Origin of the sequence: Auritidibacter sp. NML120636, from assembly GCF_003185945.1 — a bacterium.
Taxonomy (GTDB): domain Bacteria; phylum Actinomycetota; class Actinomycetes; order Actinomycetales; family Micrococcaceae; genus Auritidibacter; species Auritidibacter ignavus.
In genome coordinates this window covers 49546-66608 of the sequence record NZ_QHLO01000011.1, presented here as the reverse complement: position 1 = coordinate 66608, position 17063 = coordinate 49546, and the positions used below count along the sequence as shown (strand labels likewise).

The window sequence follows — 17063 nt, the reverse complement described above, 5'->3', positions numbered from 1 at the left end:
ATCCCTACGTAATTGCTTGGTGACTTCAATCCGAGCACTCATCGAGACAATGTCCTTATCCATGCGTTCACACTATGGCTTCGCGCTCACGATACGTGAGGCACGACCTGAGCTACGCGCTCAATATCAATAAGGTACGTCGCTTCCTTGCTTCATGGAATATTTATCGCCATGATTAGATTGTGGTCGTTCGCTTTTGTGACGATCGGAGCTGTGCTTGCGGCAACGGGGCCTACGGTGAAACTGCAAGATTGTGCCTTATGGAATCACTTTGATGTGCGGGAATCTCGCTCACTGTCGAATGCCGAAGAGGTGCGAGGATGAATCGCATACGCGTGAACGTGAAGACACACTGGATGAATGGCTGGTTCATGAGAATGTTTGCTTCACCGGTGCTGTGCGTGAATGGTAAGCAGATTCCAGCGAATTTCAGTGCACCGACTGTGGTATCTGTCGAAGAACCTGTCGTACGTATTGGCGCAGGTATCCGCTATTTCTCTCGTGGACCGGTATTAGGGTGTGAGCCTGAGCTCTGTCGTGTGGATGATTCGTCGGGTGTCGTGAACCTGGTATTCAAGAACGGCGTGTGGAACCATTCCCCATTTAGGATCGTGTCCGTGCAGTGATGTGCGGGGTAAGGGGCTCGTGTTGCTCAATCCGCATCGGGAGTGTCTGCCTCGCGATGGCGGGCGCGAGTAGTCAAGAGCTCGGCGACGGCTGGTCCGGCGGCCAGGCCCGCGATTGCATCGATGAGGGTGTGGCTGGGGTCATTTGTGCCGAGCGACGGGGGGGTACGGATACAAGCGGGGAACCGGTCATCACATTCGGCGCGAACGCTGATCCAGGCAGCGTTGAAGATGACGGCATTGGCAGCCAATTCCCATCGCCGGCCGCGGTCGGCGCGTTCGACCAGTTCCCAGTAGCTCACGCCGTGCTTCTTTCAGTACCACGTGATGGCCTGTGCGCCGGTGGCAGCGGCGCGAATCGGCAGGGCTGAGAAGCATCCGGCACCTCCGGCGGCCAGGAGGAGGACGGTAACGAAGTAGACGTAGGTGGCAACCTGCCTACCGACGACATCCGTGGAGCATAATGGTCGCTTCGCGTTCATCGTCGAACGACGGGGCGTTGAAGACGGCGATAGTGTCGGCGTGGAGTGGGAAAGGTCTGGCGGGTGTGCACGGTGATTCCTTCCACGAGGTCTGTCGGGTGTGGGTGGTGTCATCGAGCGTCTGGACCGTTGTCGTGGAAGAATAGTGACTCGCCTGCATCGCCTTCGTCCTGGCACTGACTCTGGCCCCATCGCTGGCCGGGCTCGAACGGCTGTTGCGACGGGCTGACCGGACTGCCAGAGGCAATCGAAGCGACCTGGCTGGACTCGTTCGTCCAGACCTGTGTCGTACCCCTTGAGCCGGGCTGCGAACAGGTTCGTTGCCTACGGCGATCGCAAGGCCGTATCACGGGCATTAAAGGCCCTCTACACCACAAGCAACGAGGATACCGCCAAGGCTGCGTTTGGATGATGTCGCAGCCTCTGAGCTCGGCCAGAAATACCCGTTAGCGGTCAAGACGTGGACGAACGCCTGGGAGCGGTTCGTGCCATTTCTGGCATTCCCGCCAGCACTGCGCCGGGTGATCTATGCAACGAATACGATCGAGTCGCTGAACTATCAGCTGGGCAAAGTCACGAAGAACCGCACGCAGTTCCCCAGTGACGAGGCCGTGGTCAAACTGATCTAGCTAGCGCTCTGCACGATCGAGGACAAACGCGCCCGCGAACGAGCCAAGGAACGCGGCAAACCCGCCGGCAGACTCGTGCAAGAACAAGTCACCACGAACTGGAAACAAGCCCTCGCCCAACTCGCCGCCACCTACCCCGACCGAATCAACCCCTACCTCTCAACCCAATCCCCTACACAACAAACTTGACAAGTGGGGTGTATCAAGGATGTTGGACAGTTTCTCTTGATGGGGAAGGATCAAGAGTATGGCAACATCATCGAGGCGGAAGTTCAGTCCGCAGTTCAAGGCTGAGGCGGTCCAGTTGGTGGTCCAGTCGGATCGGCAGATTGTCGAGGTTGCCGGCGAGCTTGGGCTCAAGCCTGGCACGTTGGGTAACTGGGTGAAGAAATACAGGCAAGAGAATCCAGAGCCGGGGAAGGCGATGACTCCTGCTGATCATGGCCGGTTAGCGGAGTTAGAAGAAGAAAACCGGCGGCTGAAAATGGAAAATGAATTCCTAAAAAAAGCCGCGGCCTTCTTCGCCAGGGAGCAGGACTGAACGAGAAGTCAGCCCTGATCGAGGCGGAGAAGGACAACTACCCGATCGACTGGATGTGCACCCAGCTGGAAGTGGCGCGTCCCTCGTTCTACGCGTGGCGGGCCCGGGTCGGCACCACCACGGATACCGAAGCCCGCCGGGAAGTGTTGAAGGTCGAGATCGCCCGGATCTTCGATCAACAGCGCGGCACTGCTGGCTGTCGGCGTGTGGCTGCTCAGCTCAACCAGGAGGGCTTCGAAGCTTCGGTGGGGCTGGTGGCCGAGCTGATGCGTGAACTGGGGTTGAAGGCGGTGCAGAAGCGGGCGTATAAGACCACCACGGTGGTCGACGGTCGAGCCCAGGTCTTCGAGGATAAGCTGGGCCGGGGCTTCGCCCCCGAGAGTCACCGCCCGGGAGAGGCACTGGTGGGAGACATTACCTACCTGCGTACCGGTCAGGGGTGGCTGTACCTGGCTACCGTGATCGATTTGGCCACCCGGATGGTCATCGGTTGGCAGACCGCCACCCACCTGCGCACCAGCCTGGTCATCGACGCTTTGGAGATGGCCCGCACCCAGGGTGGAGCGAAAAAGAATGCTATATTTCACTCAGACCATGGGTCTCAGTATACTTCAGATGAATTCATTAATTATTCTCAACAACACGGATTTATCCAGTCGATGGGCAGGACCGGGGTCTGTTGGGACAACGCCGCCGCGGAGTCATTCTTCGCGACGTTGAAGAACGAAATGTATCACCAGCAGGTCTTCACCACTCGGGGCAGGGCGCGGTTCGCTGTGGCTGAGTACATCGAGGTCTTCTACAACCGGCGCCGCCGCCACTCCAGCCTGGGCTACCGCACCCCAGCACGAGCCTGGGCCGACCACCACGAACCAACCACCGCGGACCCACCCGCAGCGGCCTGAAACACAAGAAAAACACCGAGAGACTGTACGAAATCCTTGACACAGCCCAAGCCATAAGAAGGCTTAACTAAATGAGTAGCTTACTGTGACCCTGCTTATAGTTGAATGTGGAAATAATCAGAGGAGATAACAGGCATGAAGAGCAAGTCGAAAGCCACACTGACAGGTGCGGTTATCGGTTTTTCAACTTCGTCAATCGCAGAAATCATTCGATATTCGATTGGCCAACGAGACATGTCCGACCTTGGCTGGGCTGTTGCTATGGTTCTTTATTTCACCGTGATCGGTGCAGTAATTACCACAGGGGCATATACCGCAAAAATTGGGGTGTACTCCAGTAGACGCAATTTAGAAAGCCACGATCATAACTCCACTGCTTCCACAAAAGAAGAACAAGAAAATTAAGATTACTGAAGCGCCCTGGGTTTTGTTCCGTTTTCTATACGGGGCTTAGGGCTTGTGCCTGGGTCATATGGTAGCTGGTTTCGGCTTCGGTCGGGGTCTGGTAGTTCAAGGCTTCATGCAATCGGGTGGTATTCCACCAGTGGACCCAGTTCATCGTTTCGAATTCCACCTCAGTAGCTGACGGCCAAGCGGGCCGAGCATAAATCAATTCGGTCTTATACAAGCCATTAACCGTCTCGGCCAATGCATTATCGTAAGCATCTCCAGCGGTCCCAACCGATGCCGTCAGACCAGCCTTGGCAAGATGTTCGGTATAGCGAATGCTGACATATTGCAAGCCACGGTCGCTGTGATGGACTAACCCATCCAGGGCTTGGTCCTTAGCACTGAGCAGCGCGTGCTCTAACGCTTCCAAGGGCAGCGCATCAGTACGCATCGTCGTGCGGGTCGACCAGCCCACGATCTTACGACTGAAGGCATCCGTGACAAACGCGGTGTAGCAAAACCCGCTGGTGGTGCGCACATAGGTTATATCCGCGACCCACAGCCGGTTGGGTGCTGTGACGCCAAAGTCCCGGTTGACCAAATCTGGCCGCTGATCCGGGACCTTCGCAGCGATGGTGGTGTGGGGTTTTCGTCCTCGCACCACACCGCTGAGTCCCGCCAGGCACATCAGCCGAGCCACTTGGTCACGGCCCACATCCCAGCCAGCACGTCTCATGGCATGCCACATTTTGCCCACCCCATAAACCCCATAATTAGCCTGGTGCAACTCTTTGACCACTGGGATCAGGGCTGCATCCCGACGCGAACGATCACTGGCAGGACGGGCTTTCGCCGCCCGATAGCCACCTGAGGTGATGAACCCACGGTCTGTCGCACCCAAAACACGACAGATGGACTCGACCCCGAAACGATCCCTGAACATCTCAATGTAAGCAATCATCTCGTCGTGGGGCGGTCGAGCTCCGCTGCGAAAAAAGCCCACGCCGTCTTGAGGATCTCATTAGCCCAGCACAGCTCCGCGTTCTCCCGCTTCAGCTTCCGGATTTGCGCTTGGGCATCCGTGGACACCCCTGACTTCTGACCGGTATCCACTTCAGCTTGTTCCACCCAACGACGCAACGTCTCTGTCGCGATACTGAGCTTGGGCGCGGTTTCACGAATCACCACATACCGGCTCGGCGCGTCTTCATCTTCGAGCCGATCAAACACCATGCGCGTGGCACGATCTTTAAACGACTGCGGGTATTTGGTTGGCATAGTTCTATCCTCTCATTTTAGGACGGAACAAAACCCAGGACGGTTCAAGTTCTACCAATCATTGAATCCGATCGAGCTCAGCTAAATCATTTCCCAGCACGGCAGACCCAGAAGGCCATAACAAAAACGAAGACATCTAACAGTTCAAACCCATAAAGCCAGAAAATAACGTAAAGTCGCCACGACACCAGCTTGAACATCAGACCCTGCTACGACGATGCAATCCTTCAAATCTGAACTACGACAATCCATTCATGCTCAACAACATGAGGCACGGCACTTGCCCCGCTCTCGATAAAGAAGATCCTAGGTGGGTAGGTGCATCAAATGCTCGATCACCGCGGCCACCCCGTCATCGTCACAGTCCGCGGTGACCGCATTGGCGGCTGCTTTCAGCTCGGGGTGTCCGGAGCCGACCGCGTACCCGGTGCCGGCCCAGCGAATCATTTCCACATCATTGAGCTGGTCGCCGAAGGCCACGACCTCGTTGGCGTGGACTCCCAGCGAGGTGGCGTAATCGGCCAGGGTCGCGGCTTTATTCACGTCGGCCCGCGAGATCTCCAACAAGGGTTGGCCGGGGGCCGAATGGGTCACGGTCACGGTGGTACCCAGGTGTGCGCGCACCCTGGCCAAGAGCTGGTCGGGTTCCCGGTCGGGAACGCGGACCATGAACTTCAGCACCCCGGGATGCTCGTCCAAGCCGTCAATGGTGCGCGGGTAGTGGTGCAACCCTCCGGGGTGATATCCACTGGGGTCCTCGGGGTGGTCATCTCGAAAGCCGGCCTCTACCACGAAGCCGGTCAGGGTTTCAAATCCACACCGAGCTCCGGGTTCGATCCGGCGGAGCTCCTCGTAGACGGCGACCACACTCGCTACCGGGATCGGGTGGGCCTCCAGCACGGTCTCAGAGCTCAAGTCATAGATCACCGCCCCGTTAGAACAGATCGCCGGCCCGTTCAGAGTCGCGACGAGTCCGGACATCCACCGCATGGGTCGGCCGGTCACAAAGACCACCGGGATGCCGGCTTCTTGGGCGGCCTGAAAGGCAGCGGTGGTGCGCGGGGTGATGACCGACCCACCGGCGGGGTGACGGTAGGAGATGATGGTGCCGTCGAGATCGGAGGCGATCAGGCCCGGCCGGCGCACGGGATGGCCCGTCGCGTCACGCTCGACGGATTCCCCGTGCGGGCTCAGGCCATCCCGGTTCACGGTAAGCCCTGCGGGTCGATGCCGGCAACCTGTAGCGCTGCCAGGAGTTCTGCGGTCTCGGGTGGGTTGGCTCCCGGCCGGGAGCTGGTGATCGCCGAGGCGTGTGCGGCGATGCGCACCGCGTGCTGGGCGGCGCTGGTGGAAAGTCGGTGGATGCCCGCACGATCGCCGAGCACCTGGTGCAACGCCCACAACAATGCGGCGGTGAAGGAATCTCCGGCCCCGACGGTGTCGGCGACCTGTACCGGGACGATCGGCATCTCAAAAATCTCCCCGTCAGCACAACATCCGAGAATGGTGCGGGCGCCTCGGGTGACAATGACGAGTCCCGGCCCGCGGGCCGCCCAATCGCGCAGGGAGTCGGTGATCTCGCGGTGCGGATACAGCCAGGTGAGGTCTTCATCGGAGGCGTGGACGATATCGGTCAAGCCCACGATCTGTTCGGCCCGCTGCCGGTAGGCCTGCCGATCGGGCAAAATGGTGGGCCGGCAGTTGGGGTCGTAGCTGATGGTGGCGTGCTCGCGCACAGCGGTCAGAGCTCTCAGCACCGTGGCGGCTCCAGGTGCTAACACAGTACCGATGGATCCCACGTGAGCGTGATCGAGCTCGGCTCCGCCGGTGGCGGTGGCGAAGTCGGTGACCAAGGTCTCGGGCACCTCCCAGTTCAGGTCGAACTCATAGGAGGCCACTCCGGAGGGGTCGAGGTAGGCCCGGGCCACGGAGGTGGTCTCCACCCGCTCGAGCACCGGTTTCACGCCGTGAGTGCTCACGTGCTGATCGATCAAATCACCGAACTCGTCCCGACCCCAGCGACCGGCAAAAAAGACATCGTGACCCAGTTTGGCCAGCCCGACGGCCACGTTCAGCGGCGATCCGCCCGGAAAGGCTCGTTGTTCGGCGGTATCCGAGATCACCACATCAACGAGTGCTTCACCAATCACGCCCAATTGTTTACTCACGGGGTTAACGCTACCGGAGAAAGTCACGCCGGGTGAGAATGGGCTACAATCGAGCCGATCTGATCACAGCACTCGTGCATAAGGGGAGGCCATGGCCGGCACTTTGAGACAGAAACTCGGACTCACCTGGAGACTCCATGGCGATGGACGGCACATTCGTCCCGGTGAAGTGGTGCTACCAGAAGAGCGGTTGCGCTGGCCGTTGACCATCGGGGTCGGAGTGCAACACGTGATGGCCATGTTCGGTGCGACTGTGCTGGTGCCGACGCTGACCGGGTTTCCGGCGACCACTGCCCTGTTTTTCTCCGCAGTGGGCACGGTGCTGTTTTTGCTCCTGACCGCCGGGCGGGTGCCCAGCTACCTGGGATCCTCCTTTGCCTTCATCGCACCCATTACCGCCGCCACCCAGGCCCATAACATGTATGCCGCCATGGGCGGGGTACTCATCGCCGGGGTCACCTTATTCTTAGTGGGCCTGGTCGTCCATCAGGTCGGTACCGGCTGGATTCACGCGCTCATGCCACCGGTGGTGATGGGCACCATTGTGGCTCTGATCGGTTTGAATCTGGCCGGGTCCACGACCGAGGCCATGGTGGAGGTACCGCTGACGACTTTCGGTACCACCGCGGCGGTGGTAATTGCTGCGGTGTTATTCCGCGGGATGCTGGGGCGACTCTCGATTTTGATCGGCATTGTCACCGGGTATCTCCTGGCCCTGGTCCAGCGGCAGATCGATTTTTCCCCGGTGGAGCAGGCCGACTGGCTGGGGGCGCCACCCTTCCATACCCCGGAATTCCACCTAGACGTGGTGTTCCTGTTTGTTCCGGTGGTGTTCGTGTTGGTGGCCGAGAATATCGGCCACGTGCGCACCGTGGGGCTGATGACCCGGGAGAATCTAGACAGCTACAACGGTCGAGCCCTGATGGCCGACGGGCTCGCCACCACGCTCTCGGGTGCCGGCGGTGGGGTGGGTAATACCACCTACGCCGAAAATATTGGTGTGATGGCCTCCTCGAAGGTGTACTCCACCGCCGCCTACTGGGTGGCGGCCACGGTGGCCTTCGCGCTGGCGTTCTTCCCCAAGTTCGGGGCCCTGATTGCCACCATTCCACCGGGGGTGGCCGCCGGGGCCGGGATCATTCTCTATGGCATGATCGGCATCATGGGAGCCCGGATTTGGGTGCAGAATTCGGTGGACTTCTCCAACACCATTAACCTCATGGCCGCCGGGGCCGGGCTGATCGTGGCCATTGCCGACCCGCAGATTTCGATGGCCGGTGCCCAGTTTGGTGGCATCGCGCTGGGTACTGGCACCACGCTGATCGTCTTCCATCTGATGACGCTGATCGCCAAACTTCGCGATACCGAACCGGTCGAAGACGAGGAATTTTCCCCAGCCGAGCCCGGCCGGCTGGGCTAGGTCCAGTAAGGGGCTAGGTCCAGCGCTGGGAGGAGGGCCGGCGGCCTTTGGTGACCCCGATGAAGTCTTGAATCAGCGGGGAATCTAGGTCTCGTCGCCAAGCTAGCCCAACCTGCCAGCCCGGATGCGCCGTGGTGGGCAGGGTCAGCGTTCGTTTGACCCCGAACATGCGTGCCACCGAGGCCGGCAACAGCGTGAAGCCGGTGCCTGTGGCCACGATCTCGATCGCCATGCGCTCCCCGGAGCCGGGAACCTCCGGTGGCTCCAGGGCATCAGGGGCAACCGGTGGAGCGAAGTCGGCAGGGTCCAGGAACCCCTCGGTGAGCTCCTCAGCAGGAATGGGCCCATCGGCCTGCGGGTCCCAGGCGGCCAGCAGGTGATCGAGGCAGACCACAATGACCGGTTCTTCTTCGTATAACGACACCAGGTGCACCTCATCGGGGTCGAGCCCGTGGGCGGTGACCAGCTGGTGCCAGCTGGCATCGCGTCTCCAGCGCAGGTAACCCAACTGTGGAATACCGCGGACCGTGCCGTCTGGGCCCGGTTGTAAAAACAGGGTTTGCGAGGACTCGTCGTGATTGACCAATTGTACTCTGCGCGTCGAGCCATCGGAGGTGAACCGGTGCACCCATTTCGAGGGGGTTGCCCCGGGAATGGTGGACAAAAACAGGGTCTGGGCCACATCGGCAGACTGTAAGGACATGGGTTCAGTTTAAAAGACGGCGGCCCCACAGCTCAGCTCCGCAGAGAGGACAGTGAGGACACGGATCGGCCGTAGTCCTCTTTAACGGTGTGCAGGTGGAACCAGGTGGTCATCCGGTGGACCGCATCCAGGGCGCGCAGTCGCTCGAGCCGGGCGAATAGTTCGGGTGGGGAGCCACCGGAGACGGTGGCGATCAGATCATATCCGCCCAGGGTGAGCGCGGTGAATTCGGTCTCGGGACTGTCGGCCAGTGTTGTCAGCACGGAGGATTCATCGCCGCCGAGGTTGAGTCCGACACCGACTTTCACCCGGGCGGAGCCGGCGTCTTGGCGCACCACGGCGCTGATCTTCAGGATCCGGGCCTGCAGCATCCGGTGCACCCGAGCCCGCACCGCGGTTTGGGACAGTCGCACCCGCTCGGCAAGATCGCGGTAACTGGTGCGACCGTCAACGTTCAATTGCTCAATCAGAGCGGCATCGATATCGTCGACGGTGACCTCACCGGTGAAGTGCGAGGCGAAGGTGCCACGAATGACGTCGGTGTAGAGGTTCACCCGCACGGTATCGGCCCCGGGGAGCCCGCGAATCCAGCACAGCGTTTCGCGTAGCGCGGTTTGGTCGGTGGCGCGGATCTCGGCCACCAGATCCACCGGCCCCGAAGTCGCTGAGACCAGTGGGATCTCGGGGCGCGCACATAGCCCCTCGGTCAGTCCGGTGAGATCTCCCTGGCCGGTGATCGAGACATGGGCCAGGGCGCGATCGCCGACAAAGGCCGGGTCGGCCGCGGCCACGATGCGCATTTCGCCCGAATCGAGCAGAGCTCGCACCCGTGTCGACACCAAGCTACGGGGGACACCGAGTCGGGTGGCCAGCTGCCGGTAGGTGGCCCGGCCGTCTTCGCGCAAGGCTTGAATCAGGGCGTCGTCGAGGTCGGGGGTCATGACTGGGTGGCAGGATCGTTCCGGGCGCACTGCGACAAACTGCCGGTGTCCCAGTGGCGATAGATCTCGGGGCGACGATCCTGCAGGTACCACGGTCCCTCGGGTCCGGGCTGCGGGCGGGCGGGGACGTGAACCACGACGAGCCCCGGTTCGTCCTGCAGCGCACCAAGCACCGCGCCGTCGGGACCGGCCACTACGCTGCGTCCTTTAAAGTCCCATCCGTCTGCAGTGCCCACGTGATTGGCGTAGGCGACCGTCATCCGGTTTTCGAGCGCTCGGGTCGGAATCACCAGGTGCGGGATCTCCGGAAAATCACCGGCCAAAGCGGTGGGTACCAGCAAAACATCCGCGCCGGCGGCGGCCACCGCCCGGGCCATCTCGGGGAACTCAATGTCGTAGCACACGGCCAACCCCACCTGTCGTCCGTCGAACTCCACCACCGGTGGGGCTTGGGTTCCGGCCTGGAACGCGGCGTTCTCCTCCGGGCCGAAGAGATGAACCTTCTGATAATGCGCGCGCCGGGTGCCGGTGGCGTCCACCAGGGTGGCGGTAATTCCCCGACAGGCGGGGTCTTCATCCCCGGGCAGGCTGTAAACGAGTCCGATGCGATAACGGCGAGCAATGTCTGCCAGCTCACCGTGGGCGAAGGCAACGTCTGCGGGGCTGATCTGGTCGCGGATGCGCTGCGGTGCGTATCCGACCACGAATAATTCCGGGGTGAGTAGTAGCGCGGCATCCTGGGCTGCGGCGGTGTCGGCAGCGATCTCAATCAGTGCGAGATTGTGCTCGATCTGTCCTGGCTTAGCGGTCTGCTGGAACACGGCGATGCGCATGGTCCCATTATGCCTACCGACCGCTATAGTGCTCAGAACCCGATCATCCAACACGCCGAATTCGGCGCAGACGAGCCTCAAGGTGAACACATCGTGCGTGAAATGTCTCTGAACCGGTGCTTTGGTGCGCACTATCGTGGGATATCGTGTCACATCCGCGCTCTAGCACGCGGATCGTACCCGTTTGTCACATTGCTGAGGCCAGAAACTGCGCTTAGTATTCGAGGGAACATATCTGTGCCACACATCACACCTGCAGCTGAGGAGACGCTATGGCGACGTCGCACCATTTTGAACCGATCGGCCCCCGTGACTCATCGCAGACCCCGCGCTACGCCGGAGCGGCCAACTTCGCCCTGTTACCCACTCTCGACGAGGTCGGTCACGCCGACATCGCGGTGGCCGGGGTACCCTTCGACACCGGTGTCAGCTACCGTCCCGGTGCCCGCTTTGGGCCCTCACACGTGCGTGAGTCCTCTCGCCTATTGCGTCCGTATAACCCGTCCCAAGATATCTCCCCGTTCGCTGTGGCTCAGGTCGCCGATGCTGGGGACATTGTGGCCAACCCGTTCAATCTCGACGAAGCCGTCGCCCAGGTGGCTGATGGTGCCCGCGAACTGCTCGAGCGCGCCGACCGACTGGTGTGCATTGGTGGCGACCACACCATCGCCTACCCCCTGCTGAAAGTCATGGCCGAGAAACACGGCCCGGTGGCGGTATTGCACGCTGACGCCCACCTGGACACGTGGGATACCTACTTTGGTGCCCCGGTCACCCACGGCACCCCGTTCCGTCGCGCCTCCGAGGAAGGATTCATTGACCTCACCGCGAGCGCACACCTGGGTACGCGTGGACCGCTGTACGGCAAGCACGATCTCGACGACGATGAGAAACTGGGTTTTCAGATCACCGGCAGTGTCTACATCGAAGAACACGGCATCGCTGCAGCAATTGAGCGTCTTCGCGCCCGGTTGGGCGACCGGCCCGTCTATATCTCCATCGATGTCGACGTGATGGACCCGGCCCACGCCCCCGGTACCGGCACGCCGGAGGCCGGCGGAATGACCAGCCGCGAGCTGCTTCGGGTCATCCGCTCGCTTTCTGATCTGAACATCGTGGGCGCCGACGTTGTTGAGGTGGCCCCGGCCTATGACCACGCTCAGCTCACTGGCATCGCTGCCAGCCACGTGGTGTATGAGCTGATCTCCTCCATGAGCATGTCATTGCGCTAAGACAGTGCTCCGCCCGCTGACCGACACTCCGACCACATCCCGAAAGGCTCACCATGAGTTCACCTGCTGAACAGCCTCCGCTGACGATGCTCAGCCCTGATTTCCCGTTTAGCTATGACCATTACTTGGCCCACCCGGCCGGGCTGGGTTCCGTTCCCGAATCGGCCTACGGCACCGAGGTGGCGGTCATTGGCGCCGGGCTTGCCGGCGTGATCACCGCCTACGAGCTGATGAAGATGGGACTCAAGCCCGTCGTCTACGAAGCCGGGGCCATTGGGGGCCGGCTGAAGTCCCAAGCTTTCGACGGTAACGACGACGTCGTCGTGGATTTAGGCGGGATGCGTTTCCCCGTCTCGGGTCGGGCCTTTTACCACTATGTGGACAAGTTGGGGCTGGAAACCCGCGCATTCCCGAACCCTCTGGCCGATGTCACTCCTTCCACTGTAGTGGAGCTGAAAAACCAGACGATCTATGCGGAATCCGCCGAGGATCTTCCCGAGTTCTATCAGCAGGTGGCCCGGGCGTGGAAACGCGCCTTGGTGGAGGACGCCGAGCTCGAAGCCGTACAAACCGCCATCCGGACCCGGGACACCGCCACGCTGAAGCGTCTGTGGAATGAGCTTGTCGCCACGCACGACGACACCTCGTTTTACGGGTTCCTCGCATCCTCCCAGGCGTTTGGTGAGCTGAGCTTCGAACACCTGGAGACCTTTGGCCAGGTCGGCTTCGGATCCGGTGGCTGGGATACCGATTTCACGAACTCGATCCTGGAGGTATTGCGTGTGGTGTTCACCGATGCCGATGACCAGCACCGTGGCATCGTCGGTGGGGCACAGCGCTTACCACTGGAACTCTGGGAGCACGCCCCCGAAGACCTGGTGTATTGGCCGGTCGGCACCTCCCTGGCCTCTCTGCATGCAGGCACCCCGCGAGGTGCGGTGACCGGCATCCATCAGGCTGAGAATCCAGAACTGTCCGGGGGCATCCGCATCAAGGAGAAGTGGGGTCGCACCCGCGAGTACGCTGCCGCGGTGGTGACCTGCCAGTCCTGGTTGCTCTCCAGCCGGATCGACACCGATGAGTCCCTATTTACCGCCGATATGTGGACCGCCATCGAAAAGAGCCACTACATGCTCTCCTCTAAGACCTTCGTGATGGTGGACCGCCCGTTCTGGCGCGATGTGGACCCGCAAACGGGGCGCCCGGCGATGTCGATGACGCTGACCGACCGGCTCCCCCGCGCGACCTACCTGCTGGATGATGGGCCCGATCAGCCCGCAACGATCCTGCTGTCCTACACCTGGAATGACGACGCGTTAAAGTGGTTGTCTTTGGATGCGTCTGAGCGCACCCGGCTGATGCTACACTCGCTCCACAAGATCTATCCCGGTCTGGATATCGGATCCCACATCGTCGGGGAACCGATCACCGTCTCGTGGGAGGCAGACCCGAACTTCATGGGCGCGTTCAAGAATAACCTGCCCGGGCATTACCGGTACCAGGAGCGGTTATTCGGCCACTTCATCCAAGACGACCTGGCGGAACACCAGCGCGGGATCTTCCTGGCCGGTGACGATATCTCCTTCACCGCCGGCTGGGCCGAGGGCGCGGTGACCACCGCGTTGAACGCAGTCTGGGGCGTGGCCCACCACCTCGGCGGAGCCTGCGCCCCCGAGAACCCCGGTCCCGGGGACATGTGGGACGAGCTCGCTCCGGTGCGCCTCGACCGCATACACAACATCAACACCACTGATAACACTGATATGGCTTCGATGGCTTCCGGTTCGGCTCCATCGGGCAACACAAAGGACGGTATCCGATGAGTGAGATGTCGACGTCCACCCCCCACCCCGATGAGACGGCCCAGCCGACCCGTTCCCGGGCCTCCAGCACCTGGTGGTTCCTCCTCCCTTCGCTCCTCGGGGTGCTGATATTCATGGTTCCGGTACCCGATGGCGCCGGTTCCGTGACCATCCCGATCGCTTTTCTCTCCGATTCCCTGACCACCGCCCTCGGTGTTCTCGTGCCCTGGATCGTCGTCGCATTGGTCGCCATATCGGTGATCGGCACGTTGGTCTGGTGGACTGCGCGACCCGCCTTCCTGGATAACCACCTGGGTCGCACGCTATTCGACATCGGCTGGATGTGGATGACAGTACGCGTATTGGGCCTCGTGTTCGCGGTGCTCATCGTCCTGCAGCTCGGGCCAGAGCAAGTCTGGGGCGAGAACACCGGTATGGTGATCATGGATCTGGCCACGGTGCTGGTGTCGGTGTTCTTCCTGGCCGGCCTGTTACTACCGCTACTGTTGAACTTCGGATTGCTGGATTTTGTCGGTGCGCTGATGACCCGATTGATGCGCCCACTCTTCCGGTTGCCCGGTCGTTCCTCGGTGGTCTGCCTGAGCTCGTGGCTCGGAGACGGTTCCATTGGCGTGCTGATGGCCAACCAACAGTACGTGCAGGGGTACTACACCAAGCGCGAAGCTGCGGTATTGGGTACCACCTTCAATATTGTCTCGGTGACCTTTACTGTTGTGATCCTGGAATACCTGGGCCTACAGCACATGTTCCTGCCGTTTTACCTCACCATCGTTGTCGCCGGCCTCGTCGCCGGCGTCGTGATGGTGCGCATCCCACCACTGTCACGAATTTCCGATGACTACGCTGAAGGGGTAACTCCCCAGCCAGAAGAGACAGCTCCTCCACGGCGCGGGCTGTTGCGTCGGGCCTGGAATAGCGGGCTCAAACGGGGCTGTGAGGTGCACTTGGGCTCAGTCGTCCGGCACGGATTCTCCAACGTCTTAGAGATGTGGGTCGTGGTCGTGCCCAGTATCCTCGCGATCGGTACCGCGTCGGTGATGCTTGCCGAACACACCCCGTTGTTCACCTGGTTGGGTGCCCCGTTCATTCCGGTCCTGGACCTCATGCAGGTCCCGGAGGCCGAAGAGGCGTCGGCGACCATGCTGATCGGCTTTGCCGATATGCTCCTGCCGGCAGCGTTCGCGGCTTCGATCGACGCGGAGATGACCCGGTTCATCATTGGCGCCCTGTCAGTCACACAGCTGATCTTCATGTCCGAGGTGGGTGGCATGTTGCTCGCCTCCCGGATCCCGGTGCGCTTCCACCACCTGGTGGCGATTTTCCTGCTACGCACCCTGATCACACTGCCCGTTATCGTCGCGATCGCCCACCTGTTCTACTAATCAACACGATCCAGCGAGCGTGTCATCACCACCCCGGAGGCCACGGTGCTCCGGGGTGGTGATTGCTATCCGGCCTATCGTGGTACTCGATGTGCACCAAGTTCACGCTCGGGCGCTGGACTCCAGCTCTAATAGATACCGTTTCCAGTCCTCTCCCCCGCGATAACCACCGAACCCTCCGGAAGCGGGCACCACACGGTGGCACGGCACCAGAATCGGCAACGGATTACTAGAACAACCCGCACCCACCGCACGAGCTGCACCCCCGGCATCTAGCTGATCACGAATAGTCAGTCACGCCCCGAGGGCACATCCCTTCGGGAGGGTACCGCAGGAATGGTGGAATGGTTAAGGCCGTAATGACCCCGACAAGTTGTGCGGCACATGTGACCACGCAGACGATCGTGTCGGTCAATGCACGGACAGGAGACACCCTGATCCCCGCTCGCGCGGGGAACACCCTCAGAGATTCACGGGCTACCAGTCTCCGTTAGGCTCATCCCCGCTCGCACGGGGAACACCTTTCGTGAGTGTGTTTAGCAGGGGTGTGCGTGGGCTCGTCCCCGCTCGCGCGGGGAACACTGATCCTACGGTGGTCGATAACCGTCGGTGGCGGGCTCATCCCCGCTCGCGCGGGGAACACCCAGATGGTGTAACACCGCCGGCGTATGATCGGGGCTCATCCCCGCTCGCGCGGGGAACACTGCCCGGGGTGTCGGTTTCTTCCCACTGCCACCCGGCTCATCCCCGCTCGCGCGGGGAACACCCAGGAGATGTGGTCCCACCGGCGTATGATCGGGGCTCATCCCCGCTCGCGCGGGGAACACTCCCGCTCAATAACACCGAGTACGACACGGTTGGGCTCATCCCCGCTCGCGCGGGGAACACGAAACAGCAGTCACCGTGATTATTACCGCTGTGGGCTCATCCCCGCTCGCGCGGGGAACACCTTATCGTGTGTGGTGTCTGGCTGGATAGTCTGGGCTCATCCCCGCTCGCGCGGGGAACACGCGTGTTTCTACCCGGTCTAGTCGCGTCCGGTAGGCTCATCCCCGCTCGCGCGGGGAACACGGACCATACGGTTACACCCGGGTTTGTCTGGGGGGCTCATCCCCGCTCGCGCGGGGAACACCTGGACGGTGTTGCGTGCTTTGCGGTCCAGTAGGGCTCATCCCCGCTCGCGCGGGGAACACCTCAGGGTGGTAACGGGAAACAGGAAACAGTAGGGCTCATCCCCGCTCGCGCGGGGAACACCTACCACTATGGTGGTGACGAATGTGGATTTATCGCTCATCCCCGCTCGCGCGGGGAACACCTACGTGTCGTCAGTGAGCTGTGCGAGGGCATGGGCTCATCCCCGCTCGCGCGGGGAACACTGGGCTGGTAACACCCAGGCCGGGGAAGCACCGGGCTCATCCCCGCTCGCGCGGGGAACACGTGGAGAAAACAGCCGATATGAAGCCGTGAACGGGCTCATCCCCGCTCGCGCGGGGAACACTCACCACGCCACAGTTTAATGCGACGATGGACGGGCTCATCCCCGCTCGCGCGGGGAACACCTGTGGTGGTGTGGTGATGATTTCGTCTAGTTGGGCTCATCCCCGCTCGCGCGGGGAACACTCAGCGCATTTTGCGATCATCCGGGCCGGCATCGGCTCATCCCCGCTCGCGCGGGGAACACAGAACTGTGGCTCGAAGCCCGCACCCACG

General features: G+C 61.3%; 15 protein-coding genes, 1 pseudogene and 1 CRISPR repeat array (1 of these 17 running past the window's edge). Of the genes and pseudogenes, 7 read left to right on the top strand and 9 right to left on the bottom strand.

What is annotated here, in order from left to right; genetic code table 11:
• Nucleotides 1-652 precede the first annotated feature (652 nt).
• Together DCC25_RS09560 and DCC25_RS11370 are read right to left on the bottom strand one after the other, a co-directional pair.
• Nucleotides 653-928, bottom strand: coding sequence for a hypothetical protein (locus tag DCC25_RS09560; protein WP_110101495.1), 276 nt, complete (start codon nt 926-928; stop codon nt 653-655).
• 12 nt (nt 929-940) lie between these two features.
• Entirely contained in the window at nt 941-1108 is a 168-nt protein-coding gene (locus tag DCC25_RS11370) for a hypothetical protein (protein WP_158524772.1), read from the bottom strand.
• A gap of 213 nt (nt 1109-1321) precedes the next feature.
• Here DCC25_RS11370 and DCC25_RS09550 point away from each other — a divergent pair.
• The 3 genes and pseudogenes from DCC25_RS09550 to DCC25_RS09540 form a co-directional block, all read left to right on the top strand.
• Nucleotides 1322-1926 (top strand): annotated as a pseudogene (locus tag DCC25_RS09550) (transposase); the annotation flags it as partial.
• Between the two features lie 58 nt (nt 1927-1984).
• A protein-coding gene (locus DCC25_RS09545) for an IS3 family transposase (RefSeq protein ID WP_370443925.1) occupies nt 1985-3183 on the top strand; the annotation gives its coding sequence in 2 pieces (ribosomal slippage) (nt 1985-2237 and nt 2237-3183; 1200 coding nt in all).
• Between the two features lie 135 nt (nt 3184-3318).
• Nucleotides 3319-3588 carry a hypothetical protein gene (locus DCC25_RS09540; RefSeq protein WP_110101492.1) on the top strand — a complete coding sequence of 90 codons (270 nt, stop codon included), beginning with the start codon at nt 3319-3321 and terminating at the stop codon, nt 3586-3588.
• A 34-nt stretch (nt 3589-3622) separates the two neighbouring features.
• Here DCC25_RS09540 and DCC25_RS09535 read toward each other — a convergent pair.
• From DCC25_RS09535 to DCC25_RS09525, 3 genes are all read right to left on the bottom strand, one after another.
• Nucleotides 3623-4851, bottom strand: a protein-coding gene (locus DCC25_RS09535; RefSeq protein WP_110101491.1) for an IS3 family transposase whose coding sequence is annotated in 2 segments (ribosomal slippage) — nt 3623-4575 and nt 4575-4851 — 1230 coding nt in all. Because the reading frame shifts where the segments join, the coding sequence is not laid out codon by codon here.
• A 306-nt stretch (nt 4852-5157) separates the two neighbouring features.
• Nucleotides 5158-6060, bottom strand: coding sequence for a Cof-type HAD-IIB family hydrolase (locus DCC25_RS09530; protein ID WP_233488056.1), 903 nt, complete (start codon nt 6058-6060; stop codon nt 5158-5160).
• Entirely contained in the window at nt 6057-7019 is a 963-nt protein-coding gene (locus tag DCC25_RS09525) for a carbohydrate kinase (RefSeq protein ID WP_233242979.1), read from the bottom strand. The genes DCC25_RS09530 and DCC25_RS09525 overlap by 4 nt, the downstream gene beginning before the upstream one ends.
• Before the next feature lie 91 nt (nt 7020-7110).
• Between DCC25_RS09525 and DCC25_RS09520 the strand changes: the two genes are divergently transcribed.
• A complete protein-coding gene (locus tag DCC25_RS09520; protein ID WP_110101490.1) occupies nt 7111-8439 on the top strand; it encodes a uracil-xanthine permease family protein in 1329 nt (442 codons plus the stop codon).
• A gap of 13 nt (nt 8440-8452) precedes the next feature.
• On the opposite strand, the gene DCC25_RS09515 is transcribed toward DCC25_RS09520, so the two are convergent.
• Genes DCC25_RS09515 through DCC25_RS09505 form a run of 3 tightly spaced genes read right to left on the bottom strand, consistent with a single transcriptional unit; the run spans nt 8453 to nt 11069 of the window.
• Nucleotides 8453-9142, bottom strand: a complete 690-nt coding sequence (locus DCC25_RS09515; RefSeq protein ID WP_110099229.1) for a LysR family transcriptional regulator substrate-binding protein — start codon at nt 9140-9142, stop codon at nt 8453-8455.
• Between the two features lie 32 nt (nt 9143-9174).
• Nucleotides 9175-10083: an Lrp/AsnC family transcriptional regulator gene (locus DCC25_RS09510; RefSeq protein ID WP_110101489.1), complete on the bottom strand. Its 909-nt coding sequence runs from the start codon at nt 10081-10083 to the stop codon at nt 9175-9177.
• Nucleotides 10080-11069 (bottom strand): nitrilase-related carbon-nitrogen hydrolase, encoded by a 990-nt coding sequence (locus DCC25_RS09505; RefSeq protein ID WP_233488055.1) that lies wholly within the window; start codon nt 11067-11069, stop codon nt 10080-10082. The genes DCC25_RS09510 and DCC25_RS09505 overlap by 4 nt, the downstream gene beginning before the upstream one ends.
• A 119-nt stretch (nt 11070-11188) precedes the next feature.
• Between DCC25_RS09505 and speB the strand changes: the two genes are divergently transcribed.
• The 3 genes from speB to DCC25_RS09490 are packed head-to-tail and all read left to right on the top strand — an operon-like array spanning nt 11189 to nt 15353.
• Nucleotides 11189-12148 (top strand): agmatinase, encoded by a 960-nt coding sequence (gene speB, locus DCC25_RS09500; protein WP_110101487.1) that lies wholly within the window; start codon nt 11189-11191, stop codon nt 12146-12148.
• Between the two features lie 53 nt (nt 12149-12201).
• Nucleotides 12202-13971: an NAD(P)/FAD-dependent oxidoreductase gene (locus tag DCC25_RS09495; RefSeq protein WP_233488053.1), complete on the top strand. Its 1770-nt coding sequence runs from the start codon at nt 12202-12204 to the stop codon at nt 13969-13971.
• Nucleotides 13968-15353, top strand: coding sequence for a YjiH family protein (locus DCC25_RS09490; RefSeq protein ID WP_233488051.1), 1386 nt, complete (start codon nt 13968-13970; stop codon nt 15351-15353). The genes DCC25_RS09495 and DCC25_RS09490 overlap by 4 nt, the downstream gene beginning before the upstream one ends.
• A gap of 102 nt (nt 15354-15455) precedes the next feature.
• Here the strand turns inward: DCC25_RS09490 and DCC25_RS09485 are convergent, their stop codons facing one another.
• Complete coding sequence (locus tag DCC25_RS09485; protein WP_370443926.1) at nt 15456-15641, bottom strand: methylated-DNA--[protein]-cysteine S-methyltransferase; 186 nt, start codon at nt 15639-15641, stop codon at nt 15456-15458.
• Between the two features lie 144 nt (nt 15642-15785).
• A CRISPR array of direct repeats spans nt 15786-17063; the repeat unit is 28 nt; unit sequence GGCTCATCCCCGCTCGCGCGGGGAACAC (it continues 2291 nt past the right edge of the window).